This window comes from Novosphingobium sp. SG754, assembly GCF_013149315.1.
Classification (GTDB): Bacteria; Pseudomonadota; Alphaproteobacteria; order Sphingomonadales; family Sphingomonadaceae; genus Novosphingobium; species Novosphingobium capsulatum.
Map to the genome: position 1 here is coordinate 365039 of NZ_JABGCC010000005.1, position 24600 is coordinate 389638.

At 67.5% G+C, this 24600-nt stretch carries 25 protein-coding genes; 7 read left to right on the top strand and 18 right to left on the bottom strand.

Features of this window, described 5'->3' with window-relative positions; translation table 11 throughout:
- Positions 1-7: 7 nt before the first annotated feature.
- The 4 genes from FHW97_RS14815 to FHW97_RS14830 form a co-directional block, all read right to left on the bottom strand.
- Positions 8-1417, bottom strand: coding sequence for a sodium:solute symporter (locus FHW97_RS14815; protein WP_171799258.1), 1410 nt, complete (start codon positions 1415-1417; stop codon positions 8-10).
- A complete protein-coding gene (locus FHW97_RS14820) occupies positions 1390-1578 on the bottom strand; it encodes a hypothetical protein (RefSeq protein ID WP_062783313.1) in 189 nt (62 codons plus the stop codon). Before FHW97_RS14820 ends, FHW97_RS14815 begins: the two co-directional genes overlap by 28 nt.
- Complete coding sequence (locus FHW97_RS14825) at positions 1575-2666, bottom strand: P1 family peptidase (RefSeq protein ID WP_210426867.1); 1092 nt, start codon at positions 2664-2666, stop codon at positions 1575-1577. Before FHW97_RS14825 ends, FHW97_RS14820 begins: the two co-directional genes overlap by 4 nt.
- Before the next feature lie 100 nt (positions 2667-2766).
- Positions 2767-3066, bottom strand: a complete 300-nt coding sequence (locus FHW97_RS14830) for a hypothetical protein (protein WP_168352003.1) — start codon at positions 3064-3066, stop codon at positions 2767-2769.
- A gap of 113 nt (positions 3067-3179) precedes the next feature.
- Here FHW97_RS14830 and FHW97_RS14835 point away from each other — a divergent pair, with 113 nt between their 5' ends.
- Positions 3180-3611, top strand: coding sequence for a CBS domain-containing protein (locus FHW97_RS14835; protein WP_022675247.1), 432 nt, complete (start codon positions 3180-3182; stop codon positions 3609-3611).
- Between the two features lie 129 nt (positions 3612-3740).
- Here FHW97_RS14835 and FHW97_RS14840 read toward each other — a convergent pair whose 3' ends face one another.
- The gene (locus FHW97_RS14840) at positions 3741-4451 is read right to left on the bottom strand and encodes a DUF1013 domain-containing protein (RefSeq protein ID WP_022675246.1); all 711 of its coding nucleotides are present in this window, start codon (positions 4449-4451) and stop codon (positions 3741-3743) included.
- 183 nt (positions 4452-4634) lie between these two features.
- On the bottom strand, positions 4635-5636 hold the full coding sequence (locus tag FHW97_RS14845) for an NAD(P)H-quinone oxidoreductase (RefSeq protein WP_107716386.1): 1002 nt from the start codon (positions 5634-5636) through the stop codon (positions 4635-4637).
- A 100-nt stretch (positions 5637-5736) separates the two neighbouring features.
- On the opposite strand from FHW97_RS14845, the gene FHW97_RS14850 reads away from it, so the two are divergent.
- Together FHW97_RS14850 and clpA are read left to right on the top strand one after the other, a co-directional pair.
- The gene (locus tag FHW97_RS14850) at positions 5737-5976 is read left to right on the top strand and encodes a DUF1192 domain-containing protein (RefSeq protein ID WP_168352004.1); all 240 of its coding nucleotides are present in this window, start codon (positions 5737-5739) and stop codon (positions 5974-5976) included.
- A gap of 266 nt (positions 5977-6242) precedes the next feature.
- Entirely contained in the window at positions 6243-8600 is a 2358-nt protein-coding gene (gene clpA, locus FHW97_RS14855) for an ATP-dependent Clp protease ATP-binding subunit ClpA (RefSeq protein WP_022675243.1), read from the top strand.
- Between the two features lie 88 nt (positions 8601-8688).
- Here the strand turns inward: clpA and FHW97_RS14860 are convergent, their stop codons facing one another.
- The 5 genes from FHW97_RS14860 to FHW97_RS14880 all read right to left on the bottom strand — a co-directional run bounded on the left by FHW97_RS14860 (position 8689) and on the right by FHW97_RS14880 (position 14694).
- Positions 8689-9021 (bottom strand): hypothetical protein, encoded by a 333-nt coding sequence (locus FHW97_RS14860; protein ID WP_168352005.1) that lies wholly within the window; start codon positions 9019-9021, stop codon positions 8689-8691.
- A 10-nt stretch (positions 9022-9031) separates the two neighbouring features.
- Positions 9032-10408 (bottom strand): MBOAT family protein, encoded by a 1377-nt coding sequence (locus FHW97_RS14865; protein WP_168352006.1) that lies wholly within the window; start codon positions 10406-10408, stop codon positions 9032-9034.
- 14 nt (positions 10409-10422) lie between these two features.
- Positions 10423-11754, bottom strand: a complete 1332-nt coding sequence (locus tag FHW97_RS14870) for a GDSL-type esterase/lipase family protein (protein WP_168352008.1) — start codon at positions 11752-11754, stop codon at positions 10423-10425.
- Positions 11751-12968 carry a GDSL-type esterase/lipase family protein gene (locus tag FHW97_RS14875; protein ID WP_168352010.1) on the bottom strand — a complete coding sequence of 406 codons (1218 nt, stop codon included), beginning with the start codon at positions 12966-12968 and terminating at the stop codon, positions 11751-11753. Before FHW97_RS14875 ends, FHW97_RS14870 begins: the two co-directional genes overlap by 4 nt.
- 91 nt (positions 12969-13059) lie before the next feature.
- Entirely contained in the window at positions 13060-14694 is a 1635-nt protein-coding gene (locus tag FHW97_RS14880; protein ID WP_370525423.1) for a M23 family metallopeptidase, read from the bottom strand.
- A 152-nt stretch (positions 14695-14846) separates the two neighbouring features.
- Here FHW97_RS14880 and FHW97_RS14885 point away from each other — a divergent pair, with 152 nt between their 5' ends.
- From FHW97_RS14885 to FHW97_RS14895, 3 genes are read left to right on the top strand one after another with little or no spacing between them, the layout of a single operon-like run.
- The gene (locus tag FHW97_RS14885; protein WP_168352011.1) at positions 14847-15839 is read left to right on the top strand and encodes a DUF3667 domain-containing protein; all 993 of its coding nucleotides are present in this window, start codon (positions 14847-14849) and stop codon (positions 15837-15839) included.
- Between the two features lie 39 nt (positions 15840-15878).
- Positions 15879-16838, top strand: a complete 960-nt coding sequence (locus FHW97_RS14890; protein WP_210426868.1) for a glyoxylate/hydroxypyruvate reductase A — start codon at positions 15879-15881, stop codon at positions 16836-16838.
- Positions 16839-16851: 13 nt separating this feature from the next.
- Positions 16852-17493 (top strand): YoaK family protein, encoded by a 642-nt coding sequence (locus FHW97_RS14895; RefSeq protein ID WP_054131682.1) that lies wholly within the window; start codon positions 16852-16854, stop codon positions 17491-17493.
- Here the strand turns inward: FHW97_RS14895 and FHW97_RS14900 are convergent.
- Genes FHW97_RS14900 through FHW97_RS14915 form a run of 4 tightly spaced genes read right to left on the bottom strand, consistent with a single transcriptional unit; the run spans position 17471 to position 19917 of the window.
- Positions 17471-17758, bottom strand: coding sequence for a DUF167 domain-containing protein (locus FHW97_RS14900; RefSeq protein WP_054131681.1), 288 nt, complete (start codon positions 17756-17758; stop codon positions 17471-17473). The two genes, FHW97_RS14895 and FHW97_RS14900, sit on opposite strands and share 23 nt — an antisense overlap.
- Positions 17739-18320 carry a gamma carbonic anhydrase family protein gene (locus FHW97_RS14905; RefSeq protein WP_022678453.1) on the bottom strand — a complete coding sequence of 194 codons (582 nt, stop codon included), beginning with the start codon at positions 18318-18320 and terminating at the stop codon, positions 17739-17741. Before FHW97_RS14905 ends, FHW97_RS14900 begins: the two co-directional genes overlap by 20 nt.
- A 5-nt stretch (positions 18321-18325) precedes the next feature.
- Positions 18326-19321 carry a porphobilinogen synthase gene (gene hemB / locus FHW97_RS14910; RefSeq protein WP_171799259.1) on the bottom strand — a complete coding sequence of 332 codons (996 nt, stop codon included), beginning with the start codon at positions 19319-19321 and terminating at the stop codon, positions 18326-18328.
- 56 nt (positions 19322-19377) lie between these two features.
- Positions 19378-19917, bottom strand: coding sequence for a TIGR02594 family protein (locus tag FHW97_RS14915; RefSeq protein WP_168352012.1), 540 nt, complete (start codon positions 19915-19917; stop codon positions 19378-19380).
- A gap of 388 nt (positions 19918-20305) precedes the next feature.
- Here FHW97_RS14915 and FHW97_RS14920 point away from each other — a divergent pair, with 388 nt between their 5' ends.
- On the top strand, positions 20306-20827 hold the full coding sequence (locus FHW97_RS14920) for a cell wall hydrolase (protein ID WP_168352013.1): 522 nt from the start codon (positions 20306-20308) through the stop codon (positions 20825-20827).
- Between the two features lie 77 nt (positions 20828-20904).
- On the opposite strand, the gene FHW97_RS14925 is transcribed toward FHW97_RS14920, so the two are convergent.
- From FHW97_RS14925 to FHW97_RS14935, 3 genes are all read right to left on the bottom strand, one after another.
- Positions 20905-21222, bottom strand: a complete 318-nt coding sequence (locus FHW97_RS14925) for a hypothetical protein (protein ID WP_022678449.1) — start codon at positions 21220-21222, stop codon at positions 20905-20907.
- A 106-nt stretch (positions 21223-21328) separates the two neighbouring features.
- Positions 21329-22369: an aspartyl/asparaginyl beta-hydroxylase domain-containing protein gene (locus FHW97_RS14930; protein ID WP_168352014.1), complete on the bottom strand. Its 1041-nt coding sequence runs from the start codon at positions 22367-22369 to the stop codon at positions 21329-21331.
- Between the two features lie 169 nt (positions 22370-22538).
- Complete coding sequence (locus FHW97_RS14935) at positions 22539-24575, bottom strand: tetratricopeptide repeat-containing sulfotransferase family protein (RefSeq protein WP_253941796.1); 2037 nt, start codon at positions 24573-24575, stop codon at positions 22539-22541.
- Positions 24576-24600: the final 25 nt, after the last annotated feature.

Here is a 24600-nt window from a genome sequence, read left to right on the forward strand (position 1 = left end):
TGCGCTTCTATCGAAGCATGGCCATCACGCTATGCCCGTCGCGGCGGGGAAACATCAGGGTCACCAGCGTAAGCACCACGCTGTTGAGGATCAGACCAACCAGCCCCGGGTTGATCCCGCCCGCTGAAATCCCCGCCAGCCGCATGCCAATGATTGCCAGCGCGGCCACGGCCATGCCGGCCAGCACGCCCCCGGCCCTTACGCGCCCGGTCCACAGCGCCGCGAGAAAGCCCGGCAGGGTCTGGACGATGCCGAAGTAGAACACGGTGTTGAGCATGGCGAGCAAAGGCACCTGGGCCATGGCACCGGCGGCCGACAGCGCGATGAACAGCGCCGTCACGCCTTGCGCCCAGCGCTGTTGCGCGCGGCCGTCCAGGCCCGGCAGCACGTTGCGGGTGAGCAGCGGGGCAATCGCCAGGCACACGCTGGACAGGATGACCATGCCCGCCAGCACCACGGCGGCCATGACCACGCCCAGCGCCCAGCCGGGCAGCAGATGCTGTGCGGCGGCCAGGAACACGAAATCGGGCTTGTCGACCGGCAGGCCCAGGCGCCGGGCAAACACCGCCACGGCCATCAGCAAGGGAAACATCACCATGTAGAGCGGCGCGGCGGCCTGGGCACGGACGATCGCCTGCGGCCCGCGCGCGGCAAACAGAAACGCCCAGTTCTGCGGGATCATGGCAAAGCCCAGCGCCTGCACCGCGATGGTGCTGAGCGCGAAGGGCAGGGTGACGGGCACTTGCGCAGCCACTGTGGCGGTTGCCACTGGCGCGGCGGCGCCCGGCCAGTGGCGCAGGGCCAATGCGCCCACCAGCAGGATCGCGCCCAGCATCAGCGCATCCTTGAGCACGGCAACGAATGCCGCCGCGCGCAGACCTGCCAACGCCACATAGGCCATCACCACCAGCCCCGCGCCGGCCAGCAGCAGCGGCATCGGCAGGCTCGGGGCCAGCGCGCCGAGCACCAGGCGGATGCCGGCAAACTGCATCGTGCCGATCGGCACCAGCAGGGCAATTGCGCCCAGTGCGATCACGCGTTCCAGCAGGCGGCTGTTGAAATGGGCGGCAAAGAAATCGGGAATCGTCACCGCGCCATAAAGGTTGCCCGCACGCCAGATCCACGGTCCCAGCACCGCCAGCACCGGCGCTGCCAGCAGGATATAGCCAAAGAACCACACCACGAAGCCTTCGCCCCCGGCATAGACCCCGCCGGGAAAGCCCAGCATCGTGGCGATCGAATAGGTTTCCCCGACGCTCAGGAAAAAGAACAGGATCGCGCCCAGTTGCCCGCCCGCCACAAAAAAGGCGCGCGGCCCCTGCCCTGCCCCGCGCCGCGCCCACAGCGCGATCAGCAGCGACAGCGCCATGACCGCCACGAAAGCGGCAATCATGCCGGCACCGCGCGCTGGCGCCACCACAGCCAGGCACTGGTCGCCGGGGCACAGGCAAACAGCGCCCAGATGCGCAGGCCGATGCCAAGGCAGGTGGGGCCATCGGCCGGCACCGCCAGAACCGCCAGCAACACCAGTAGCACCGGAACCGCCAGGGTGATCAGCGCGCGGGCCAAGGCCGTCATTCCGGCTTGAGGGCTGACCAGGTGGGCACGGCCCAGCCGGCCGGCGCCGTGGCGGCATGAACCCCGCGCGCGATGGCGCGGGCTAGCGTGTCAGCCGCCACCGCACCCACGCCCAGCACCGCCAGATCGCGCGGGCCGGTCACCGGACGGCGCGCGGTGCACAGGGCAAAGACCACGTCGCCGTCGAACGGGGTGTGCACCGGGCGAATCGCCCGGGCGAGCCCATCCTGCGCCATGATCGCCACGCGCTTCATTTCGTCAGCCGTCAGATCAAGGTCAGTGGCGACGCAGGCGATCGTGGTATTCTCGCGCGGGGCGGGCAGCTTGGTACCGCCCCATTCCTCTGGCCCGACACGCGCCGCGATCGGGCCGAGGCCGCCGAATTCATCACCCATTTCAAAGGCGCCAGCCCAGAAATGGCGGGTGCCCGGCACCACCGTGGCGCCCAGCGCATTGACCGCCACGATCGCGCCCACCGTGGTGCCATCACGCATCAGGGTGGAGGCCGAACCCAACCCGCCCTTGAGCGCGCCAGCCATGGCGCCATAGCCGGCGCCGCTGGTGCCCAGCGCGAAATCGGCGCCAGCAGCGGCCAGCGCGGCGATGCCCAGATCACGATAGGGTGGCTCGGTCCCCCAGCCTTTGGCCCCACCGTTGCCCAGGTCATAGAGAATCGCGGCCGGCACGATCGGCGAAACCGGCACGCCCTGTTGCGCCAGGCCGCCATAGCCGATGCCGCGCGCGCCCAGGTGCGCCGCCACGCCATCGGCGGCGGCCAGGCCCCACGACGATCCGCCCGACAACAACACGGCATTGGCGGCGTGGACCAGGTTGTGGCTTTCCAGCGCATCGCTTTCCCGCGTGCCCGGCCCGCCGCCCCGCACGTCGATCGCGGCGGTCACCAGCCCTTCGGCCAGGATGACCGTAGTGCCGGTACGCACCGCCGCATCCTGGGCACAGCCCACAGTGATACCGGCGACGTCGGTGATCAGGTTGCGCGGGCCGGTGCGGCCGGGTCGATAGGATCCGGCAGGGGCAGCGGGCACCTTGGCCCGGGCCCCGGCACCAAGCGCGGCACCGGCGGCCATTCCCGTAGAAGCAAGCACTTGGCGGCGGTTCATAGTCGGCACTCCGGTCTGGGCAGGCGCGTCCAGTTGCCGCCTGTGCCGGCGGGCGGCAAGATGAATTTCAGGATTCGTCCCAGTGCGAGGTGTCGAGCCGGTCCTCGATACTTTCATCGTGGCCCGTGCCGCTCGACAGGAAGACCAGCCCCATCAGCGCGGCCATCAGCATCATCGTCATGCCGATGCCGAGCGAGGTGGCGATGTAGAGATGGATCGAAACCAGGCCAACGCCCATGTAGAGCCAGGCATCGACCGCCGCGATAACCAGCAGCGTGGCCAGGGCCATCCAGCGCAGCAGCCAGCGATAGCGCGCCCAGGCGTGCGCCGCATTGTGCGGATCATCCAGTGGAGACTGGTTGGCCATCGTGTTTCTCCCGATGCCATTGCCTACAGGAAGGGCCTTGCCGCGCAACCGGAACATGTCATGATTGCCGTGGAGGCGGGACCAACTGCCCCAAGGGGAAGAGGAGCCAACCCATGACGATTGCGCGGTTGATTGCCGGGCGTTCCGGCGAAGTCTGGTCCATTCACGCACAGGACACGGTGGCTGACGCCATCGAGGTTCTGACCAGCCACAAGATCGGCGCCCTGCCGGTGCACGATGGCGAAAATGCCGTGGCCGGCATCTTTTCGGAAAGAGACGTGATTCGCGCGCTCACCGCCCATGGCGAGGATGCGCTGCGTCTGCCGGTCAGCGCGGTGATGACCGCACCGGTGGTCACCATCAGCCCGGAAACATCGGTGATGGAAGCCCTGGCGCTGATGACGCGGCGCCGGTTCCGCCACCTGCCCGTGCTGGAAGACGGGCGCATGGTGGGCTTCATCTCGATCGGCGACTTGGTGAAATACCGGCTCGACCGGATCGAGGCCGAAGCCGACGCGATGCGCGTTTATATCCAGTCGGTCTGATCGACGGAAAGCCCCTCCCGCCTGCGGGAGGGGTTTGGGGAGGGCGTGTTCGCCCGGTCCCATGGTCTGACATCCCCTCCCCCGGCCCCTCCCGCAAGCGGGATGGGGGAAGGAAGGTTGTCAGGAACCTTAGCTGTCGGAAATGCCTTCGGCGCGGCGCGCTTCGAGCCAGGCCATGGCTTCGGCGTGCTGGGCCGCTTCGGAGGCCGCCTTGGACTGCGCTTCACGCTGTGCGCGCAGTTCCTCGATCAGCGCATCGCGATCCGAACCCAGGCGATCGGTAACCGCGCCTTCGTCTTCGGCCGGAACGCCGGCGCGCTTGGACGCCTTGCTCACCAGCATGTCCAGCTCGCGCTGCGAGCACAGGCCCAGGGTCACCGGGTCCTTGGGATTGATGTTGGCGATGTTCCAGTGGCTGCGATCGCGAATCGCGGCGATGGTCGTGCGCGTGGTGCCGATCAGCTTGCCAATCTGCGCGTCGGAAATTTCCGGGTGGTGACGCAGGATCCAGGCGATGCCGTCGGGCTTGTCCTGGCGCTTGGACACCGGGGTGTAGCGCGGGCCCTTGGTGCGGCTGACGGCGAGCGGCGCGCGCTGCATCTTGAGGCGGTATTCGGGATTTTCCTGGCCGCGATCGATTTCGGTCTGGCTCAGTTCGCCCGAATGCAGCGGGTTGCGCCCGGTGTACTTGGCACCGGCCAGATCGTCGGCCATGGCCTGCACTTCAAGGATATGCAGCCCGCAGAATTCGGCGATCTGTTCAAACGTCAGGGCCGTATTGTCGACAAGCCACGAAGCAGTGGCATGCGGCATCAGCGGATACGTGGGCTGGTTGCTCACGGCATGGTCCTCTTTTTATCGTGCGCGATTGGCTGGTGAAATAACAGGTCTGTGCGGCGCGGAAACAATAAGGGCCGCCCCTTCACGGAGCGGCCACTTGCCGGCAAAGATGTAAGCGAGCCCGGCCCAAACGGCAAGAGCAATCCGCGCCAGGCCCGATTTGCCTGGGTTGCGGGGCCGGAATCACCCCATCTTGAGTACGATCTTGCCGATATGGTGGCCCGCTTCCATGCGCGTGTGGGCGGCGGCCGCCTGCTCCATCGGAAAGGCCTGGTCCATGATCGGGCGCAGCTTGCCGGCTTCGACCAGGGGCCACACCGTCTGGGCGATTTCCTGCGTCAGCAGCGCCTTGAACGTGGCCGAACGCGCCCGCAGGGTAGAGCCGGTGAGCGTGAGGCGCCGGGACATGACCTGGGCCATGTTGATCTGCGCCTTGGCCCCGCCCTGCACGGCGATGGTCACGTGGCGGCCATCCTCGGCCAGGCATTGCAGATTGCGCGCCACATAATCGCCGGCGACCATGTCGAGCACCAGGTTGACGCCCTTGCCGCCGGTAATGTCCTTCACGGCCTCGACAAAATCGCTGGCTTTGTAGTCGATTGCATGATCGGCGCCGATCTCCAGCGCGGCACGGCACTTGTCGGCGCCGCCGCACGTCACGATCACCGTCAGGCCGAACAGCTTGCCGAGCATGATCGCCATGCTGCCAATGCCGCTGGTGCCGCCATGGACCAGGATCGTCTCACCCTCACAGGCCCAGCCGCGCTCGAACACGTTGTGCCACACGGTCAGCAGGGTTTCGGGCAGGGCTGCGGCGCAATCGAGCGGCAGCCCATCGGGCACCGGCAGGCACTGCGCCGCCGGGGCCAGGCAATACTGGGCATAGCCGCCGCCCGACACCAGCGCGCAGACGGCCTGGCCCAGAAGCGGCGCCGTCACGCCTTCGCCCAGGGCGACGACCTGGCCGGAAATTTCGAGGCCGGGAAGCGGCGAAGCACCCGGTGGCGGTGGATAGAGACCCTGGCGCTGAATCACATCGGGGCGGTTGACCCCGGCATAGGCCACCTTGACCAGCACCTCGCCCGGGCCGGGACGGGGCACCGGCAGGGTTTCAGGCCGCAGCACCTCGGGCCCACCGTGCTCTGCAAATCCCACTGCCGTCATCGTCACCGGAAGATCCAGCATGCGCCGCCCCATGTTTTGACGTCATATCTGCGTCAACCGCATCCCCTAGCCATGGGACAGGTTGACAGCAAGCGTTTGCCGTCCAACATTGTGCACTGCGATGGACGTCGAAGACCTTCCGCGCCGCAAGGGCGACCTGGCCAGCCAACTGGCCGCAGAACCGCTCGATGCGCTGTCGGTGGACGAACTGACGGCGCGCATCGCGCTGCTGGAGGACGAGATCGTCCGCACCACCCGCCATCGTGATCGCGCCGGCCATACCCGGGCAGCGGCCGAGGCGCTGTTCGGCGCGGCCCGGCCCCCGGCGCCACCGCCCAATTCCGGCGAAACCGGACGATGACCGCCGCCGCCCTTCACCTTGCCGGGCGGCATCCCCATATAGGGTTTCATACCCCTCCAACGCGCCCGGGTATCGGTCGCCGGCTTCCGCTCGTGCGGCGCCCGGCCGCTTGCCCGGCAACGATATCGACGATTGAAGCATCCGTGGCGACCGCCCAACCTGGTTCGGCGGCGGTTAACCACCCCCATGCTTTCCTCCCGCAAGGGAACCATCCCGTGGCGGAATACTTCCGTCATGGCCAAGAGTGAGCCCCAGAAAGCGAGCCTATGCCCAGTTTCGCCCAGAGCCTCGAAAAGACGTTGCACAGCGCCCTGGCCAATGCCTCGGAGCGCAGCCATGAATACGCGACGCTCGAACATCTCCTGCTTGCCCTGATCGACGATGCAGACGCGGCGCAGGTGATGCAGGCCTGCGGCGTGGATCTTGGCGATCTGGGCGACGTGGTACGCCAGTACCTCGACCAGGAATACCAGTCGCTCAAGACCGCGGAAAAGGCCGATCCCCAGCCGACCGCCGGGTTCCAGCGCGTGATCCAGCGCGCCATCCTGCATGTCCAGTCTTCGGGCAAGGATACCGTCACCGGCGCCAACGTGCTGGTCGCGCTGTTCTCCGAACGCGATTCCTATGCCGTCTATTTCCTCCAGCAGCAGGACATGAGCCGCCTGGATGCCGTCAGCTATATCAGCCACGGCATCGGCAAGGGCGGCCGCCAGGTCAATTCCGGTTCGGCCAAGCCGAACGAGGAAGAAACCCCCAAGCAGGAAGAAAAGGCCGAGGCCAAGGGCGGCAACAAGAAGGATTCCGCGCTCGACCAGTTCTGCGTCAACCTCAACGACAAGGCGCTGCTGGGCAAGGTCGATCCGCTGATCGGCCGTGGCCCGGAAGTGGACCGCACGATCCAGATCCTGTGCCGCCGTTCCAAGAACAACCCGCTCTACGTGGGTGATCCGGGCGTGGGCAAGACGGCCATCGCCGAAGGCCTGGCGCGCAAGATCGTCGAAGGCGAAGTGCCCGAAGTGCTGACCAAGGCAGTGATCTATTCACTCGACATGGGCAGCCTGCTAGCCGGCACGCGCTATCGCGGTGACTTCGAGGAACGCCTCAAGCAGGTCGTTTCCGAACTGGAAAAGATGCCGCACGCGATCCTGTTCATCGACGAGATCCACACCGTGATCGGCGCTGGTGCCACCAGCGGCGGCGCGATGGATGCATCGAACCTGTTGAAGCCCGCGCTGTCGGGCGGGACGATCCGCTGCATCGGCTCGACCACCTACAAGGAGTTCCGCAACCACTTCGAAAAGGACCGCGCCCTGCTGCGCCGGTTCCAGAAGATCGACGTGAACGAACCCAGCGTGGAAGACACGATCAAGATCCTGAAGGGTCTGCGCACCGCGTTCGAGGAACACCACAAGGTCAAGTACACGCCCGAGGCGATCAAGACCGCGGTGGAACTTTCGGCGCGCTACATCAATGACCGCAAGCTGCCCGACAAGGCGATCGACGTGATCGACGAAGTCGGCGCGATGCAGATGCTGGTGCCGCCGTCCAAGCGCAAGAAGACCATCACCGCGCGCGAGATCGAGGCCGTGATCGCGACGATGGCGCGCATCCCGCCCAAGTCGGTCAGCAGTGACGACAAGAAGGTGCTGGAACACCTGGAGCGTGACCTCAAGCGCCTGGTGTTCGGCCAGGACAAGGCGATCGAAGTGCTGTCGAGCGCCATGAAGCTGAGCCGCGCCGGCCTGCGCGATCCCGACAAGCCGATCGGGTCGTTCCTGTTCTCCGGCCCCACCGGCGTGGGCAAAACCGAAGTGGCCCGCAGCCTGGCCCAGATCATGGGCATCCCGTTGCAGCGCTTCGACATGTCGGAATACATGGAACGCCATTCGGTCAGCCGCCTGATCGGTGCCCCTCCGGGCTATGTCGGGTTCGACCAGGGCGGGCTGCTCACCGATGCCATCGACCAGCAGCCGCATTGCGTGCTGCTGCTCGACGAAATCGAAAAGGCGCATCCTGACCTGTTCAACATCCTGTTGCAGGTGATGGACAACGGCCGCCTGACCGATCACCACGGCAAGACCGTCGATTTCCGCAACGTGGTCCTGATCATGACCACCAATGCGGGCGCATCGGACATGGCCAAGCAGGGCATCGGGTTCGGTGACGTGTCGAAGCAGGACGCCGGCGACGAAGCGGTGAAGAACCTGTTCACGCCGGAATTCCGCAACCGCCTGGATGCCATCGTGCCGTTCGGCTATCTGCCGCCCGAAGTTGTCAGCCGCGTGGTCGACAAGTTCGTGCTGCAGCTGGAACTCCAGCTGGCCGAGCAGAACGTGCACATCCAGTTCGACAGCGACGCGCGCGCCTGGCTGGCCAAGCGCGGCTATGACCGGCTCTATGGTGCCCGGCCCATGGCCCGCCTGATCCAGGAAAAGGTCAAGAAGCCGCTGGCCGAGGAGCTGCTGTTCGGCAAGCTGGCCAATGGCGGGGAGGTGCATGTCAGCCTCAAGGATGATGCGCTGAACTTTGAACTGACCCCGGCCGCGCCCAAGCTGGTCAAGAAGAAGGCCAGCAAGCGCAAGGCGAGCGACACCGCGAGCGAGCCCAACGCCGATGAGGCCTGAGCCGGGTTAAACCGACAATGACAGAAAGGGCGGGAAGCACAGCGCTTCCCGCCCTTTTTTCATGCATGCCTGGGGTTGGCTGGCTGGCTCAATCCTGCCCGGCGGCGGGCGGCGCCTCGCCCCGGGCGGCGTCGGCCCAGCGCTCCACGGTATCGACCACGGCGTTGAGGCCCAGCTGGCCGGCCTTGTCGTGCCAGGCATCGGCCGCCATCACGATTGGCGCGGTGATGTCGTTGGGCGGCAGCTGATCGGCCCAGTTGGCGATGGCGTGAGAATTGAACAGGACCAGTGCCAGGCTGCTGCTGATCAGCACGCCCCAGGCCCAGCGCCAGCCGTCCTGCAGCGTGGCATCGTGTTCCTGCGCCAGATCGATGGGGGATTCGCCCCAGGGCAGGCCATCTTCCGTGCTGCTCTTGTCCATCAGGCCACCTTCAGAACTGGAAATAGATGAACGGGGCAATGCCCCCGCCGCGCAAGCCTTCGATGACCAGCAGCACCAGCGTGCCGATCAGCCCCACCGCCCAGCCCGGCATGACCGCCAGCGCCCGGGCGGAGCGCTGCACCCCGTCGCGCGGGCCGAAATGGCAGGCCATGCCCAGCGCCATGAGCGCCAGAATCCAGCCGCTGGCGAGCGGCGCGCCGCCGCCATGGCCCGCTGCCATGCCGCGCAGAAAGGCAATGGCGCCGGAAAACTCGCTGCAGCGAAAGAATATCCAGCCCAGCGCCACGATGTGGAAGGTGATCACCGTGCCCGCCCAGGCCGGCAGCACGGGCCAGGTTGCGGGCCGCGCGCGCTGCCACAACCGCTCTGCCACCAGCACGCCGCCGTGCAGCGCGCCCCAGATCACGAAATTCCAGCTGGCCCCGTGCCACAGCCCGCCCAGCACCATGGTGCCGAACAGCGCCAGGCAGGTGCGCCACAGCGCCTGGCGCGAGCCGCCAAACGCGCCGATATAGAGGTAGTCACGCAGCCAGCTCGACAGGCTGATATGCCAGCGCCGCCAGAAATCCTGCAACGAGACGGCGCGGTAGGGCTGATCGAAATTGCGCGGAAAACGGAAGCCGAGCAAGCCGGCGAGGCCAATCGCCATATCCGTATAGGCCGAAAAATCGCAATATATCTGAACCGCATAGCCATAGGCGGCGAGCACCAGTTCCAAACTGGAATGGCCTGCCGGATCGGCAAAGACCGGATCGACCAGGTGCACCGAGATATCGTTGGCGATGACCGCCTTCTTGACCGTACCCCACAGGATCAGGATCAGGCAGGCCATCGCCTCTTGCCGGCCCAGGCGCGGGGGGTGGCGCAACTGCGGCAAAAGATGGCTGGGCCGCACGATCGGGCCTGCCACCAGATGGGGAAAGAAGCTCATCAGCAAGGTAAGATCGAGCAGCCGCGCCGGCCGCGTGCGGCCGTTGTAGACGTCGATCACATAGCTCAACCCCTGGAAGGTGAAGAACGAGATACCCACCGGCAGGATGATCGCCTGCGCCAGCGGCATGCCCGCCAGATCGGCAAGGAAGCCGGCATACTTGAACCAGCCCAGCACGCCCAGGTTGCCCAGGATCGCCAACCACAGCCACGCCAGCCGTGGCCCGCGCCCGGCGGCGATGATCCGCGCAAACAGCCAGTTCCATCCCGAACTGGCGATCAGCAGCGCCACGAATCGCGCATCCCACAGGCCATAGAACAGCCAGGACGCCAGCAGCAGCATAATCACGCGCCAATCGCGCGCGCGGGCCATCAGGCGGTTGAGCGCAAAGACCGCCAGGAAGAAGACATGAAATCCAAGCGTGGGAAAGAGCATGGCCGCCGCAGTCGTCAGCGTGGACGCGGCGGCGGGGGCAGGGTGCTAGCCGCAGCGAACAGGTCTGCCGCGAGGCCCCCGCCGATCAGGCGGCCGCCGTCGCGCGTGAAATGCACGTGATCGCCGCGCTGCAGCCCCTGCGCCACCCAGGCCATGGTCGTGCACGGGCCGCCCATGGCGCCCTGCCAATCCCAAAAGCCCAGGCCCAGCGCCGTGGCCAGCCGCTTTTCCAGCGTGCGCATCTGCGCCAGGTGGCCGGGCACGGCCCAGCCAGCGCCGCAATCGCGGGTTTCGGGCAGGGAGGGCAGGGCCACGATCGCCCGGCTGCTGGCGGCATCGGGCGGCCCGACCAGCAGGATCGGCACATCGGCCCCGGCCATGCGCCGCACCCGCGCCACCGCGCTGCGCAGCACTGCTTCGGTTTCGGCCAGGCCCAGCGCCGGATCGAACCCTTCGTTGGTGCCGAATGCCAGGATCACCAGATCGGGCCGGGCCGCGGCGAGTTCGGCCCCGGCAACGGTATCGTCTGCCCGCGCCAGATGCATCGCCCGCGCGCCGACCACGCCGAGGTTGGCCACGATCGCGCCGGGCGTGCCGGTGCGGGTTTCCCACGCCGTCAGGCTGACCGGGCGGGTATCGAGCGTGGCCACGGTGGCCTGGGTGACCGGCACTGCAGAGGTGCGCACGAAGCACACCGCGCCCCGCGCCTGCGCAGAAAAGCTGATCGGTTCGGCCGGCACGCCATCGAACGTGACCGTCACCGCGCCTGCTTCCGGCCCGGTCAACCCGCACAGGGTAAAGCGGGTGAACCGCGTGGCCGGGCTATCGGCGGTCAGGCTCATCGTCGCGGCGGGCATGGTGGTGGTCTGGGTAAAACCGGAAAAGCCGAGCAGCGCGCCCATGGCGGTGCGTTGCGGGCCGAACAGGGCATTGCCCTGCCAATCGGCGCTTTGCCGCGCGGTGACGCCCCAGGTGAGATAGCCCTGATAGGGCTTGCCCGCCGGCATCATGCCGCGCCCGCCATTGCCCAGCCGCGCCTGCAGCGCAGCGCGCAGGCCCTGGCTGATCATGTCGCCGGCGGTGTGGCTATCGCCGATCTGCACCACGGACAGCACCCCGCCCGGCGCGCCATTGGCCAGCTTGGCCAGAAACGGCGCCAGCGCGGCGGCATTGGAGAGTTGCCCGGGCACCGCCGCAGTGATCGCCGGCACGGCAGGGGCAGGGGCGCCCGGCAGTGTGAGATCGACCGGTGCGCCGGTCTGCGCAACAGCGGCCGCCGGCAACAGCGCCGCCGTGCCCCAGGCCGCAAGGGCCAACTGCGTGCGGGCAAACGCGCGAGCGATCATGAACGTTTCCCGCTGGCTGGTGAGGTGCCGGCACTCGATTTCGACGGGCTGGCCGAGGGTGTCGGCGCAGGCGTGATCGGCTTGGCATCAGCCGGCGCCTTGGCCGGGGCTGTGGGCAAGTCTGTGGGTGATGCGGTGGACTTGTGTGTGGGCAAGTCTGTTGGCAACCCTGTGGGCTTGCTGGGGACATCCGGCCCTGCTGCGTTGGCAGCAGGCCGCTTTGAACGCTTGGGCGCCGGGGCATGGCTGGCGGACGCCGCCGGCGCTGTGTCATTGCTTACGGCTTGGGTTGTGGGCTTGGCCGCTGGCGGCGCCAGCAGGGCCAGGATCGGCTGCACCACCGGCCGGCTGATCACTTCATATCCATGAAAAGTCATGTGCTTGCCGTCGTTGGCGCGGGCGAGATAGTCCTTGCCGGTGGCCGGATCGATCAGGCGCAGGGCAAAATGGCCCTGGCGATCCTGGCTCACCGGCACGGCATTGGCAAAGGGCACGCCCAAGCGGCAGGTGACCTTGGCATAGAAGCGGTTCATCGCCTGGATATCGCGATCGTATGTTGCATCGCGCATGCGCGGCAGGCCCACCCAGCCCACCGCCACGCCGCGCTGCTGCAGCATCCGCACCAGCGCGGTCATCCGGCCTTCGATGGTTTCCTGCCAGGCCGGGGTCATATAGGCGGCCGCGTGGCCATTGACGAACAGGCCCTGGGTATCGTTGGCGCCAATGCTGATCAACGCCACGTCGATCGGCTGGCCAGCCACGCGATCCTTGGCGTCCTGCAACAGATCGCGCGTGCGATAGCGGGTAAAGCCGGTGCCTTCGTGGCTGAATTGGTGAACCTTTACATCGGGATACTTGCGAAACGCCTGGTCGGTCGCGGCCCACAGGCCATCACCGAACGAATCGCCGAACACGCCGATGTGCAGCGGCCGGTGCGCCGCCAGCGCTTCGGCCACGCGCGCGCTCTTGGGAAACGTGCCGCTGCAACCCGGGGCCAGGCTGGGGGCAGGGGCCGGCCCGGCGGCGGCAAGGGGGGCAGGCGTGCCATCGGCCGGCGCCGTATCGGCCAGCGGCGCGCCAGCATCCCAGCCCGGCAGCGCCTGCCACGGCTTGCCCCCGGTGCGGAACGAGAGGCCCAGCACAGTGCCCACGGCAATGCCGATGAACAGGACCGCCCCACGGTCCAGCACCATGATCCATCTGCGCTTGCCCAAGAAAACCGTCCTGCCTTTCTACCGCCCGCTCCCTATGGAGGGCAGCCAAGGGCGTCAACGGCTTCGCGGTAATCAGACTGCTGCCTTGCGATCACCGAACCTCGGATGAATGAAGGGCAGCGGGCGCAATCGGCCGCAGCGCCATCAAGGCATTGAGCCGGGCGCGATAGGCGGCCAGTTGCGCCGGATCGACACTGCGCGGGCGCATGATCATGCTGAACGAACCGGGATCGACCACTTGGCCACCGCGATAGAGCTCATAGTGCAGGTGTGGCCCGGTCGACAGGCCGGTGGAGCCGACATAGCCGATCACCTGCCCCCGCACGACATGGGTGCCAGGCGCCACGGCAATGCGGCTCATGTGGCCATAGCCGGTGCCGATGCCGCCCCCGTGATCGAGGCGCACATATTCGCCATGCCCGCCATGCCACCCGGCAAAGGTAACCGTACCGTCGCTGACCGCATGGATCGGCGCGCCCCAGGCCGCCCCGAAATCGATCCCGGCGTGCAGGCGCACGTACCCCAGGATGGGATGGCGGCGCCAGCCAAAGCCCGAGGTGATGTGTCCATCCACCGGCGCGGCCAGCGCGCCGGCCGATGTGCTGCCGGCCATCGTGCCCTTCATTGCCTCGGGGCTCATGAATTCGCCCTGGTTGCCCCAGCGCAGCAATTGCGCGCGTTGCTGCGATCCCCGGCGCACCCCGGCATAGAGCAGATCACCCATCTGCCCCTGGCCATCGGCGGCGCGCTTGTAGGCCACCACCAGGTCGAATTCGTCCGTGGGAGCGATGTCTTCGAACGGCAGCACGGTATCGATCGTGCGCAGATAGTCCTGCACCGCCTGCGGGCTGGCCCCGGCGGCGCGGGCAGAGCGATAGAGGCTGCTACCGACAATGCCGGTCAGGCGCATCGGGGTGGTATCGACCCGGATCGCGCGCTGGTGCAGCGCCAGGCCGCCGCCTTGGCGCACGATATCGATGGCCAGGTCAAACCGCGCCCGTACGCTGAGCTTTTCCAGCGGGCGCGGATCGAACGGGTTGGCGTGGGCGCCCAGCGTCATCGCAAAGCGCGTGCCGGGCAGCAGTTGTTCGGGCGGCAGGGCGCGGGTGATAAGGCCCGCCACTTGCGCGGCATCGCTGCCGGCCAGGCCCGAGCGTTGCAGCATGCGCGCCAGGCTGTCATTTTCACCCAGCGTGGCGGTAAGGGCAATGGTCGCCCGTTCGGGCGCAGCGGCGAGGTGGATCACCCGCGCAGTGGCGGCAAAGTGGCGGCCGTTGCTGGCGCCCTGGGCCAGCGGACGAATGCCTTGCGCGGCAAATTCCTGCGCCATGCCATCATCGAGCGCCTGCAGCGGCGCAGCCTGGAGCGGGGCGAAACTGGGCCATAGCGCCATTGCGGCAGCGGCCAGCGTGGCACAAGTGGCCGCACCATGCAGCCAGCGGCGGCTGCCGATATCCTGCGCCAGATCGTGCACATGCAGCCAGCGCGCAGCGGCGCGTTCAATGCGCAGGCACGCGCCCAACCAGCGGCGGGCAAACGGGTGGGGCGACTGGCGCCAATCAGGCGCACCGGGCAGGGGCGTACCCGGCAGGGCAGGGGTAACGATCGGCGCGCGCCGCGTACCAAAGCCGCCGGGCACGGTGCTGCGTGCAAAGCCGCCGCCGCCCAGGCCAGCTGCGCTGATGCCTTTGCCAAAGCTGCCGAAACTGTCGCTGGGCCCGTGCACGCCCGTGTGATTCCCTTGTCCAGGCCCATCCGGGCAAAACCCCTGCCTTCTCCCTGCCTCACCAGGGTTAACAGCCCGTAAAGTGGTGGGGCGGGGCTTGCGGATAGGCGCGGAACGCCGCAATCTGGAGCAACGAAGGGGGAAATCGAGCAATGTCGGAACCGGCCCTTGCGGTTGGCCAGGATGGCCACACGCATGAAACTGCCTGCCTCAACTGCGCCACGCCGCTGCTGGGCAGCCACTGCCATGCCTGCGGCCAGGCGGCGCATGTCCACCGCACGCTAGGGGCGTTTTTCCACGACCTTCTCCACGGGGTTTTCCACTTCGAAGGGCGCATCTGGCACACCTTGCCGATGCTCGCCTGGCGCCCGGGCGAACTGACCCGGCGCTATATCGATGGGCAGCGGGTGCGCTTCGTCTCGCCCCTGGCGCTGTTCCTGTTCAGCGTGTTCCTGATGTTTGCGGTGTTCCACCAGATCAGCGGCGAATGGCACTGGAACCCCAGCGCGGCCGACAATGGCAAGAGCCTGGCCCAGGGCAAGGCCGAGGCGCAAAGCAAGCTGGCCAAGCTGGAAGCGCAGCGCGCGCAGTTGCAGGCGCAGCACCAGAGCACCGAGGCGATCGACGATCAGATCGACACGCAGAAAACCTCGCTCGACATCCTGGAAAACATGGCGCCCTCGGCACCGGGCAGCGCCACCCCGCACGTGAGCAGCGACATTCCCGTGCTGGCCCATGTCCTGCAGGCATTTCGCACCAATCCGGGCCTGGCGCTCTACAAGCTGCAATCCTACGCCTATAAATACAGCTGGGCGCTGATCCCGATATCGGTGCCGATGCTGTGGCTACTGTTCCCGTTCAGCCGGCGCTTCCAGCTTTACGACCACACCGTGTTCGTCACCTTTTCGCTGGCGTTCATGACGCTGTTTTCGGTGGTGCTGATGATCGCCAACCGCATCGGCCTGCCCGGTGTGGCGCTGGCCACGCTGATCGTGCCGCCGCTGCATATCTATCGCCAGGTGCGCGGCACCTATGGCTGCGGCCGAGCAGGGGCGCTATGGCGCACCGCAGCGCTGCTGGTCTTTGCAATGATCGCCCTGCTACTATTTGCCGGGGTTATTCTGGCGCAGACCAGCGCAGAGTAACGCTGTTCCACGTGAAACGCCTGGGGAGACTGCTTGCCCGTGCCGATCCTGTTCCGGGCCGATCTGCCAGCCTCGGCCATGGCCACCTGGACGCGGGCGCTTGCCGCCGCGCTGCCCGAGGACACTATCGTGGCCTGGACCGGCGCGGATGACACCCAGCCGCCATCAGCGCTCCTGGCCGATATCAGCGTCGCCGTGGTCGCCAATCCACCGCCGGGACTGCTGGCGCGGTTGCCGGCACTGCGCCTGGTGCAAAGCACCTGGGCCGGCGTCGATGGCCTGCTGGCCGATCCTGCCCTGCCGCCGGTAACGCTCGCCCGGCTGATCGATCCACAGCTGGCGGCCGACATGGCCGAGGCGGTGCTCGGCCACGTGCTGATGCTGCATCGCCAGGTGCCCGCTTATCGCGCGCAACAGGCCGCCGCCCGCTGGCAACCGCTGCCCCAGCCGCGCCTGGCAGAACGCCGCGTGACCATCCTGGGCATGGGGGAAATGGGCCAGGCCAGCGCGGCCCTGCTGGCGCGCACCGGCTTTCCCGTGGTGGGATGGAGCCGCAGCGGTCGCGGCGCTGCCGATGGCACGATCCCCATGCTGGCAGGAGATGCTGGCCTGGCCGTGGCCTTGGCGCAGGCCGATATCCTGGTCAACCTGCTGCCGTTGACGGCGCAAACCCACGGCGTGCTCGATCGCGCGGCACTCGCCCGCCTGCCGCGCGGGGCCGGGCTGATCAACGCCGGCCGCGGCGCCCACGTGGTAACTGCCGATCTTATCGCCGCGCTCGACATCGGGCAGGTGGGCCATGCCGTGCTCGACGTGTTCCCGCAAGAACCGCTGCCGCAGCACGATCCGCTGTGGCACCATCCCGGCGTGACCATCACGCCCCACGTGGCCGCACCCACCGATCCCCATTCGGCCGCGCGCGCGATTGCCGCCAACATCGCGCGCTGGCGCGCCGGGCAGCCGCTGGCCGGGGTGGTGGACCGCGCGGCTGGATACTAATAGGCTGCGCCCCATGGATCGGATGGATCATGCACGCCGCCGTTTTGCCGTGGCCCTGGCAGCGATGGCCGGCTTTGTCGATGCCGTGGGCTTTCTCTCGGCCGATGGTTATTTCGTCTCGTTCATGTCGGGCAACACTACCCGGCTGGGCGTGGCGCTGGGCACCGATGTGCCCCGCGCGCTGGTGCCGGCGCTGCTGATCACCGGGTTCGTGGTGGGGGTAACCCTGGGCGCACTGGTGGCGCTCAAGGCCGGGGCCAGGCGCAAGCCGGCGGTGCTGGGCCTGGTCACGCTGTGTTTGCTCGAAGCGGCGCTGGCGCGGGTGCTGGGCCAGCATGGCGCCATGCTGGCCGGGCTGGTGCTGGCGATGGGCGCGCTCAACAACACGTTCCTGCGCGATGGCGAAGTGGCCGTGGGATTGACGTACATGACCGGCGCCCTGGTCAAACTGGGCCAGGGCCTGGCGCGCCAGCTTGCCGGCGTGAGCGGGGGCGGCGAATGGCGGCCGTGGGCGCTGCTCTGGTCAGGGCTGCTCGCCGGGGCCGTGGTCGGGGCCTTTTTGCAGGACCGCCTGCCGCTCGGCTGCCTGTGGATCAGCGCCAGCTGGGCCGCGATCATGGCCGGCGTGGCATTCAGGCTTCCGGCGGAATCCTGAGCAGCTTTTCGCGCGAAGTTGCGCCGCGCAACAGATCGACGTGGCTCGCCGCCACGCCCAGCGCCTGGGCCACCAAGCCGATCACGGCAGCGGTCGCCTTGCCATCCTCGGGCTTGGCCCGCACTTTCACCAGCACGCGGCCGTCTTCGATCGCCACGCCTTCGGCCCGCGCACCGGGCGTGACGCGCACCGCCAGGCGGTGTTCGCCATCGGCCAGCGCGCGCAAGGCTGCGGCGGGCGGCAGATCAGGCTTGGGCCGTGCCATTGAGCGCCTCGGCCACGGCGGCGGCATGGGCCTGGCCGTTTTCGACATAGTGCGCCACGCCGTGCTGCATGTCGGCCAGCGCTTCATCGCTCAACTCACGCATGAAGGCAGCAGGGCGCCCGCTCCACAGCTGGCGCGCGGGGATGCGCTTGCCCGGCGTCAGCATGGCGCCCGCCGCCAGCATGGCATCGCTTTCGATCACCGCGCCATCCATCACGATGGTGCCCAGGCCCACGAACGCGCGGTCGTGCAGCGTGCAGCCGTGGACCATCGCCATGTGGCCAATCAGCACGTCCTCGCCAATCAGTGTGGGAAAGCCTTCCGGACGCCCCGGCTTGGGGCTGTCGCAATGGATCACCGTGCCGTCCTGCACATTGCTGCGCGCGCCGATCACCACGCGGTTGACGTCAGCCCGGATCACGCAGTTGTACCAGATCGATACCCCTTCCGCGATGGTGACGTCACCCACGATGCGGCATCCCGGCGCGATGAACGCGCTGGGGTGGATCTGCGGCGTCTTGCCATGCAGCGGCAGGATGGTGACATCGGCGCGGCTGGTCATGCCGCTCACCGGTAGAGCAGCCGCGCGGCATGCGCGGCATGATAGGTCAGCACGCCGGAACAGCCCGCCCGCTTGAACGCCAGCAGGGTTTCGAGCACCAGCGCATCGCGTTCCCCCGCGCCGGCGGCCACGGCTGCCTCGATCATCGCGTATTCGCCGCTGACCTGATAGGCAAAGACCGGCACGCCGAACGCCTCTTTCACGCGCACGGCAATGTCGAGATAGGGCAGCCCGGGCTTGACCATCACGCTGTCCGCGCCTTCTGCCAGGTCCAGCTCCACCTCGCGCAGGGCTTCCTCGGCGTTGCCCGGGTCCATCTGGTAGGTCTTCTTGTCCCCCTTGAGCAGCCCGCGCGAGCCCACGGCATCGCGGAACGGGCCGTAAAAGGCCGAAGCATATTTGGCGGCATAGGACATGATCTGCACATTGGCGTGGCCGGCGCCTTCCAGTGCATCGCGGATCGCGCCGATGCGGCCGTCCATCATGTCGGACGGAGCGATGATATCGGCGCCGGCCGCCGCCTGGTTGAGGCTTTGCCCCACCAGCACTTCGACCGTGGCGTCATTCTCGACATAGCCGGCATGGTTCACCAGGCCGTCCTGGCCATGGGTGGTATAGGGATCGAGTGCCACGTCGGTGAGAATGCCGATGGCATCGCCGCAGGCATCGCGGATCGCACGGATCGCGCGGCACATCAGGTTGTCGGGGTTGAGCGCCTCGCGCCCGTCGTCGCTGCGCCGCTCGGCCTGGGTATTGGGAAACAAGGCCAGGCAGGGAATGCCCAGGTCCACCGCTTCACGCGCCCGCGCCACCATGCCGTCGACCGACCAGCGCGACACGCCCGGCAGCGAGGCGATCGGCTGTTCCACGCCGGTGCCTTCAGTCACGAACAGCGGCCAGATCAGATCGGCCGGGGTGATCAGCACCTCGCGGTGCAGGGCGCGGCTCCAGGCGGTGGCACGGGTGCGGCGCAGGCGGGCTTGGGGATAGCTGGCGATCATGCCACCTGTGCTAGGCCCAAGGGCGAACGCGGGCAACGGGGCAGTTTGTCCTGCCGTCAGGCTTCGTTAGTGGAAAGCGTGCCACATTCGGCCACGCCATAGGCACGCACCGTGGTGGGCATAATGCGATAATCCGGCCGGCGCGCGGCATAGAGACGATGACGCGCGATGCGGGCAATGCTGACCCGATCGCCCTGGTTGCCGCCCAGCACGTGATAGGCGGCCTCGTCCTGCGCCACGCACAGGCCGACATGGCCACCACCCGACCGCTGGAACACCAGCACGTCACCCAGCATCGGCTGCGCCGCCGCCCCGCCAAACCGCGCCCAGTTGAGCGCCCATAGCGGATTGGCCGGCAATGGCTTGCCCGCGCGCTGCGCCACCAGGGCCATGAACAGGCCGCACCAGGCCGTGCTGTCGGCACGATAGGCGCGGGCCACGTCACCGCCGATTTCGGCAGCCCACGCCAGGATGACAGGATTGCTGGCCGGGCCCGCCTGCTCGGCCGTATCGATCAGCGCCAAGCCTTCGCGCAGCATACGGGGCAGGGGTTTCAGGGTGGCAAGCCAGCGATAGGCCGGGGGCAGGACGGGCATAGGGGAAACCTCGCATCGGCGTGGCTCCCACTGGCCCGCCACGCGTTTTCCTGCGCCCGCCCCGGCACCAGTTGAATCGTTGCGGGTGGCCTTGCGCCTTGGCGCAAGCACCCGGCACATGAACGCAACATGATTGACACAGAGCGCCGCAGCGGCCAACGGGGGCGCCTTCGTTCAGCCGACCAGCCGGGGGGAGGGGCCATTTCGGGTCCGGGGCCTTGGCTGGTGGCGAGACGTGGGGAAGCCCGCACGCGCTTTTCGATTTGGGTTTTTATTGCGTGTGTGACTTGGCGACCTTGCGCCCGTGTGATGCCTTGGAATGTCTAAAAGTGCCTTCGGCAAAATAGCTTGTGTCTTTTCCGCAGTGGCCGTTCTGGCTGCCCTGCAAATGTCCGCACCCGCCGTTGCGGCCAACCAGCCTCTTTCCCAGCCCGCGATTACGCTGCCCGCCCTGGCGCCTGACACCGCCCAGCCGGCCGAGGCCGAATCGCCCGCTGATGCCGCCGCCGCAGCGCCGGCAAGCCTGCAATCCGCCATCGACGCGCCGTCCACCGTGGACCAGGCCCAGGTGGAATGCATGGCCAAAGTCATCATCCACGAAGCCGGCAACCAGCCCCGTCTCGGCCGTGCCGCCGTCGCTCAGGTGATCCGCGCGCGGACCCAGGATCCGCGCTTTGCCACCAAGCCTTGCGCCGTGGTGCGCCAGCCTGGCCAGTTCTTCAACGTCGACGCCTATAACCCGCCGCGCGATACCGACCAGTGGCGCGAAGCCGTCGCCATCGCCACGCAGGTATTGAACGGCGAAGGCGACAATCCGGTTCCCGGCGCGCTGTTCTTTCACACCGCCAGCAGCCCGATGAAGGGCCGCACCAAGGTGGGCCGCATCGAAGGGCATGTGTTCTATCGGTAAGCCGCGGCTTTGCCGAAACGCAAAAAAGGCCGGCGTGGTTGCGCCGGCCTTTTTTGTGCGTCGCTGCAATGGCGCCGTCAGCCGCCCGAATTCATCGGCATCTGCGTCTGCGAGCGTTCGATCAGGCGCTGGTTCTGCTGGCGCTGCTCTTCCCAATCGCTCTTGCGCATGCAGACTTTCTTGGACCGCAGCAGCGATCCGGTCTCGGCAAAGCGTTCGCAGATCATCGGATCGGCGTCCTTGGCCGGCTTGGCCGCAGCAGCAGGCGTGACCGCCGGCGCAGCAGCGGCAGCCGGAACGGGGGCGGCCGGGGCCGATTGCGGAGCAGACGTCGTGCTGGACTGCGCAGCGCTGGCCAGCAACAGCGGCGCGGCAAGGGCAATAGACAGGAACATGGGCCAAATCCCTCAGTTACGGGGCATTTATTGCATGGCGTGACAATGCCCCCAACCGGGCAGCGCAGCAAGCCCCCTTGCGCGATGCCCAGCCTGCCAACGGCACTTACACCGCGCCATCACTGGCAATGATCCGTGCCACCGCCTCCTGCTCCACGCTGTCGAGGTCGGGATGCCACAGGTCGAAGATCAGCACGACCCGCAGCCGGTCGCTGGGATTGGCGGCCTCGTGCTCGATCGTATCATCGAACACGAAACCCTCACCTTCGCGCCAAGGGCGGGTTTCCGCCCCCACGCGGAACCAGCAACCAGGCGGAACCACCAGCGGCAGATGACACAGCAACCGCGTGTTGTTCACGCCGACATGGGGTGGGATAGTCGTGCCCGGCGCCAGGAGAGAGAACATCGCATTGGGCGATGCGCCGGGAATGCGGGGCTGGGCCACGGTTTCCAGCAAGGCCATCGTCGCCGGGCAAGCCGCCGCGTTGACATCGATGCGATTGCCCTGGCGCAGCAGGTGAATGGCCGACCAATCGGGATTGCGATTGAGATCGCGCCACTGCGCCAGCGCTTCGTGATCCTGGTATTGCAGATAGGGCAGCAGTTCTGCCCGGCCCGAGGCCAGCAGCGCTTCCATCTCGGCCCGGATGATGGGCGTGGCGCGTTCGAACTCAGGCAGCCAGGGAAAGCGGGCGCGAGGATGAAATTCGCGCTCGACCAGGCCGGGATAGTGAAAATGCGTCGGGCAGCTGCGGAATGGCCGGGTGCGCCGCAAGACATTGTTGCGCATGCGGGTGATACGCCAGTCGCGATCGCTGTTTTCGCCATTGCACAGCGCGCCAATCGCGGCATCGAGCCGCGCCTCGCGCTTTGCACTCCATTCGGCGTGCCAGCGTTCACCGGCAGCCACGGCCATGGCCAGCGGGGCGGGGAGTTCGCCCGACGGACGCTGCGCCAGCGCCTCGTGCCAGGCACGGCCAGCGTCTTCGGGCGCAAGGCGCTCCAGCAGGCTGGCGCGCAAGGCCAGCGCCATGAAATCCAACGGCGCCAGGGCCAAGGCCTGGTGCACGGCATCAAGCGCGCGCTGCGGCTGGCGCAGGGCGCGGCGCAACCCCGCCAGGCGCAGCCACGCCTGGTCCAACGCCACCTGTCCGGGTGGCGCCTGCGCAATGATGTTTTCCAGCGCTTGCGCCGCGCTGGCCAGATCCCCCCGGTTTACATGATTGTCTACGTCTTGCCTTATCCTGTCTTGCCATGCCCCCTGCATGATCTTCCCCGTCCAAACACCAGGCCCCCCCGGGCCTGTTCAATGCGTATCAGTCCGGCACCGGCCAATCCGGCAGGCGCTCGTCCTCAATTCCATAGCCAAAGTGATCTGCCCAAGGACGCAGCACGTCCATGATCGGCGCCAGGTGGCGTTCGTACCGGCGCCAGCGCCCACTGGCGCGGCGATAGAGCGGTTCGGTCACCTGGGAATAGCTGGCGCTCGACACCAGCCCGCGATCGCGCGCGGCGCGGGTATGATCGATGCGGTCGGCCGGATAGGCCAGCCCGGCCCAGTCGAACAACGGACGCAGCACGCGCTCGGAATCCTCCACCAGCCGTTCATAGACGACCGTTGCCACCGGCAGATCGAACAGCGCGCGGGCCTTTTCCCAATGGGCGAAGGTCAGGTCATACAGCGCAGCGGCATCGTCCAGATCGAGGAAGTTGGCCATCGCGCTGTTGGTGCGGAAGTGGGTGAGGTAACAGCTGAGCACGACATCACAGGGATGGCGCAACGACAGCACGAACCGCGCATCGGGAAACAGGCGACGGATGATCGCCACCTTGTTGAGATGCAGCGGCTGCTTGTCGACCACGATGCGGCCCGAGCAATCACCGCACAGCGCATCGACCTTGGCAAAATAGGCATCGCGGGCCGCGGCCACCTGTGCCGGGCTCGCCTGGTCGAGCGCGGCCACGCCGCCCAGCGCGGCCTCTGCCTCGACGATGAACGGCTCTTCCTCCAGCACCGCCACATCGGGATCGGCCATCAGCAGCGTATCGAGCAGGGTAGTGCCCGATCGCGGAAAGCCCACCAGAAACAGTGGGCTGGCGCGCGGCGAGGGCGGCGGTGGCGGGGTCCAGCCCGCCAGCCATGCTGGTGATAGTTGATCGGCGGCCTGGGAGATGGCCTCGCGATAGGCGCGTGCCCGCTCGCGCGGCCCGGTTGGATCGTTCTGCCAATGCGCGTTCATCGCGGTGAACGCGGCAAAGGCCTCACCGTGGCGACCGAGACGATCGAGCAGCAGGCCGCGCAAATGCAGCGTGCGTTCGGGAGCCATCGCATCGCCGACGCGGTCGAGTGCTGCGAGGGCTCCCATGGCGTCCCCGGCCCGCTTGCGATGGAGCGCCTCGATAAAGGCGCGCGAGCCGTCGTCAGCGCCCACCTCCGCCGCAATCCGGGCCAAATCGGCGATTTCATCCTCGCGGTTGATGCGTTCCAGCACGGCGGCGAGCCCGGCATAGGCGCTGCCCATCGCCGGATCGAGGACAATGGCGCGGCGATAGGCCGCTTCTGCTTCGGCAAAGAGATTGGTGCGGCTGCCTTCGGCGCCAAGATCGTGATGCAATGCAGCATCGTCCGGGCTCAACCGCGCCGCCTCAGCCAGCGCCACGAAGGCGGCCGCGTCATCACCGCGGACACGGTGAATGGTATGTTCGGCGATCAGCAGCTTGGCATCATCGGGCCACAGTTGCCGGGCCTGCGCCACTTCGCGCTCTGCCGCGTCCAGTTCGCCCGCGGCAACCAGCACATTGACGAGATTGACGCGGATCGGCGGCGAATCCGGAGCCAGCTGCACGGCGCGGCGCAGCGCGCTGATCGCCCCGGTTAGGTCGCCAGCCGCTTCCAGGGCATTGCCCAGATTGTTCCAGGCGCTCCAGTCTTGTTCGGCCGCCGCCACGACGATGCGGTAATAGGCGATGGCAGCCGCGGCATCGCCCAGTTCCAATGCGACGGCACCACCCAGCCGCGCCAGGCGAAGGCTGCGGTCGGCCCGCGCCAGCGCCGGCGTGATCAGTGCCAAGGCACGCGCCATGTCGCCCGTGCGATAGAGGGACTCGGCCAGGTTGGTCCTGACGGTCATATCGTCGGGGCGCTGGGCATGCGCCGTTTCCAGATAGGGAATGGCCCGAAGCGGCTGCCCGCGCATAGCCTCGATCGCGCCAGCCAGCGCCGCCAGCACTGGATCGCGCGGCGCGGCGGCCACGGCCCGTGCCGCCAGCAGCGCAGCCTCGTCCAGCCGGCCACGCCGCGCGGTGTCGGCAATGGCCTGGAGCGAGGGCGGGGGAAGCTGGGTCTGCATCATCTATCCTGTGGTCGGCAATCGGGCG

Coding starts and splice junctions, on each gene's coding strand:
- FHW97_RS14820 (WP_062783313.1), bottom strand. CDS start 1,578: ATGACGGCCTTGGCCCGCGCGCTGATCACCCTGGCGGTTCCGGTGCTA.
- FHW97_RS14825 (WP_210426867.1), bottom strand. CDS start 2,666: ATGGCCGCCGGTGCCGCGCTTGGTGCCGGGGCCCGGGCCAAGGTGCCC.
- FHW97_RS14830 (WP_168352003.1), bottom strand. CDS start 3,066: ATGGCCAACCAGTCTCCACTGGATGATCCGCACAATGCGGCGCACGCC.
- FHW97_RS14835 (WP_022675247.1), top strand. CDS start 3,180: ATGACGATTGCGCGGTTGATTGCCGGGCGTTCCGGCGAAGTCTGGTCC.
- FHW97_RS14845 (WP_107716386.1), bottom strand. CDS start 5,636: ATGCTGGATCTTCCGGTGACGATGACGGCAGTGGGATTTGCAGAGCAC.
- FHW97_RS14850 (WP_168352004.1), top strand. CDS start 5,737: ATGGACGTCGAAGACCTTCCGCGCCGCAAGGGCGACCTGGCCAGCCAA.
- clpA (WP_022675243.1), top strand. CDS start 6,243: ATGCCCAGTTTCGCCCAGAGCCTCGAAAAGACGTTGCACAGCGCCCTG.
- FHW97_RS14860 (WP_168352005.1), bottom strand. CDS start 9,021: ATGGACAAGAGCAGCACGGAAGATGGCCTGCCCTGGGGCGAATCCCCC.
- FHW97_RS14865 (WP_168352006.1), bottom strand. CDS start 10,408: ATGCTCTTTCCCACGCTTGGATTTCATGTCTTCTTCCTGGCGGTCTTT.
- FHW97_RS14870 (WP_168352008.1), bottom strand. CDS start 11,754: ATGATCGCTCGCGCGTTTGCCCGCACGCAGTTGGCCCTTGCGGCCTGG.
- FHW97_RS14885 (WP_168352011.1), top strand. CDS start 14,847: ATGTCGGAACCGGCCCTTGCGGTTGGCCAGGATGGCCACACGCATGAA.
- FHW97_RS14895 (WP_054131682.1), top strand. CDS start 16,852: ATGGATCGGATGGATCATGCACGCCGCCGTTTTGCCGTGGCCCTGGCA.
- FHW97_RS14900 (WP_054131681.1), bottom strand. CDS start 17,758: ATGGCACGGCCCAAGCCTGATCTGCCGCCCGCCGCAGCCTTGCGCGCG.
- FHW97_RS14905 (WP_022678453.1), bottom strand. CDS start 18,320: ATGACCAGCCGCGCCGATGTCACCATCCTGCCGCTGCATGGCAAGACG.
- hemB (WP_171799259.1), bottom strand. CDS start 19,321: ATGATCGCCAGCTATCCCCAAGCCCGCCTGCGCCGCACCCGTGCCACC.
- FHW97_RS14915 (WP_168352012.1), bottom strand. CDS start 19,917: ATGCCCGTCCTGCCCCCGGCCTATCGCTGGCTTGCCACCCTGAAACCC.
- FHW97_RS14920 (WP_168352013.1), top strand. CDS start 20,306: ATGTCCGCACCCGCCGTTGCGGCCAACCAGCCTCTTTCCCAGCCCGCG.
- FHW97_RS14925 (WP_022678449.1), bottom strand. CDS start 21,222: ATGTTCCTGTCTATTGCCCTTGCCGCGCCGCTGTTGCTGGCCAGCGCT.
- FHW97_RS14935 (WP_253941796.1), bottom strand. CDS start 24,575: ATGATGCAGACCCAGCTTCCCCCGCCCTCGCTCCAGGCCATTGCCGAC.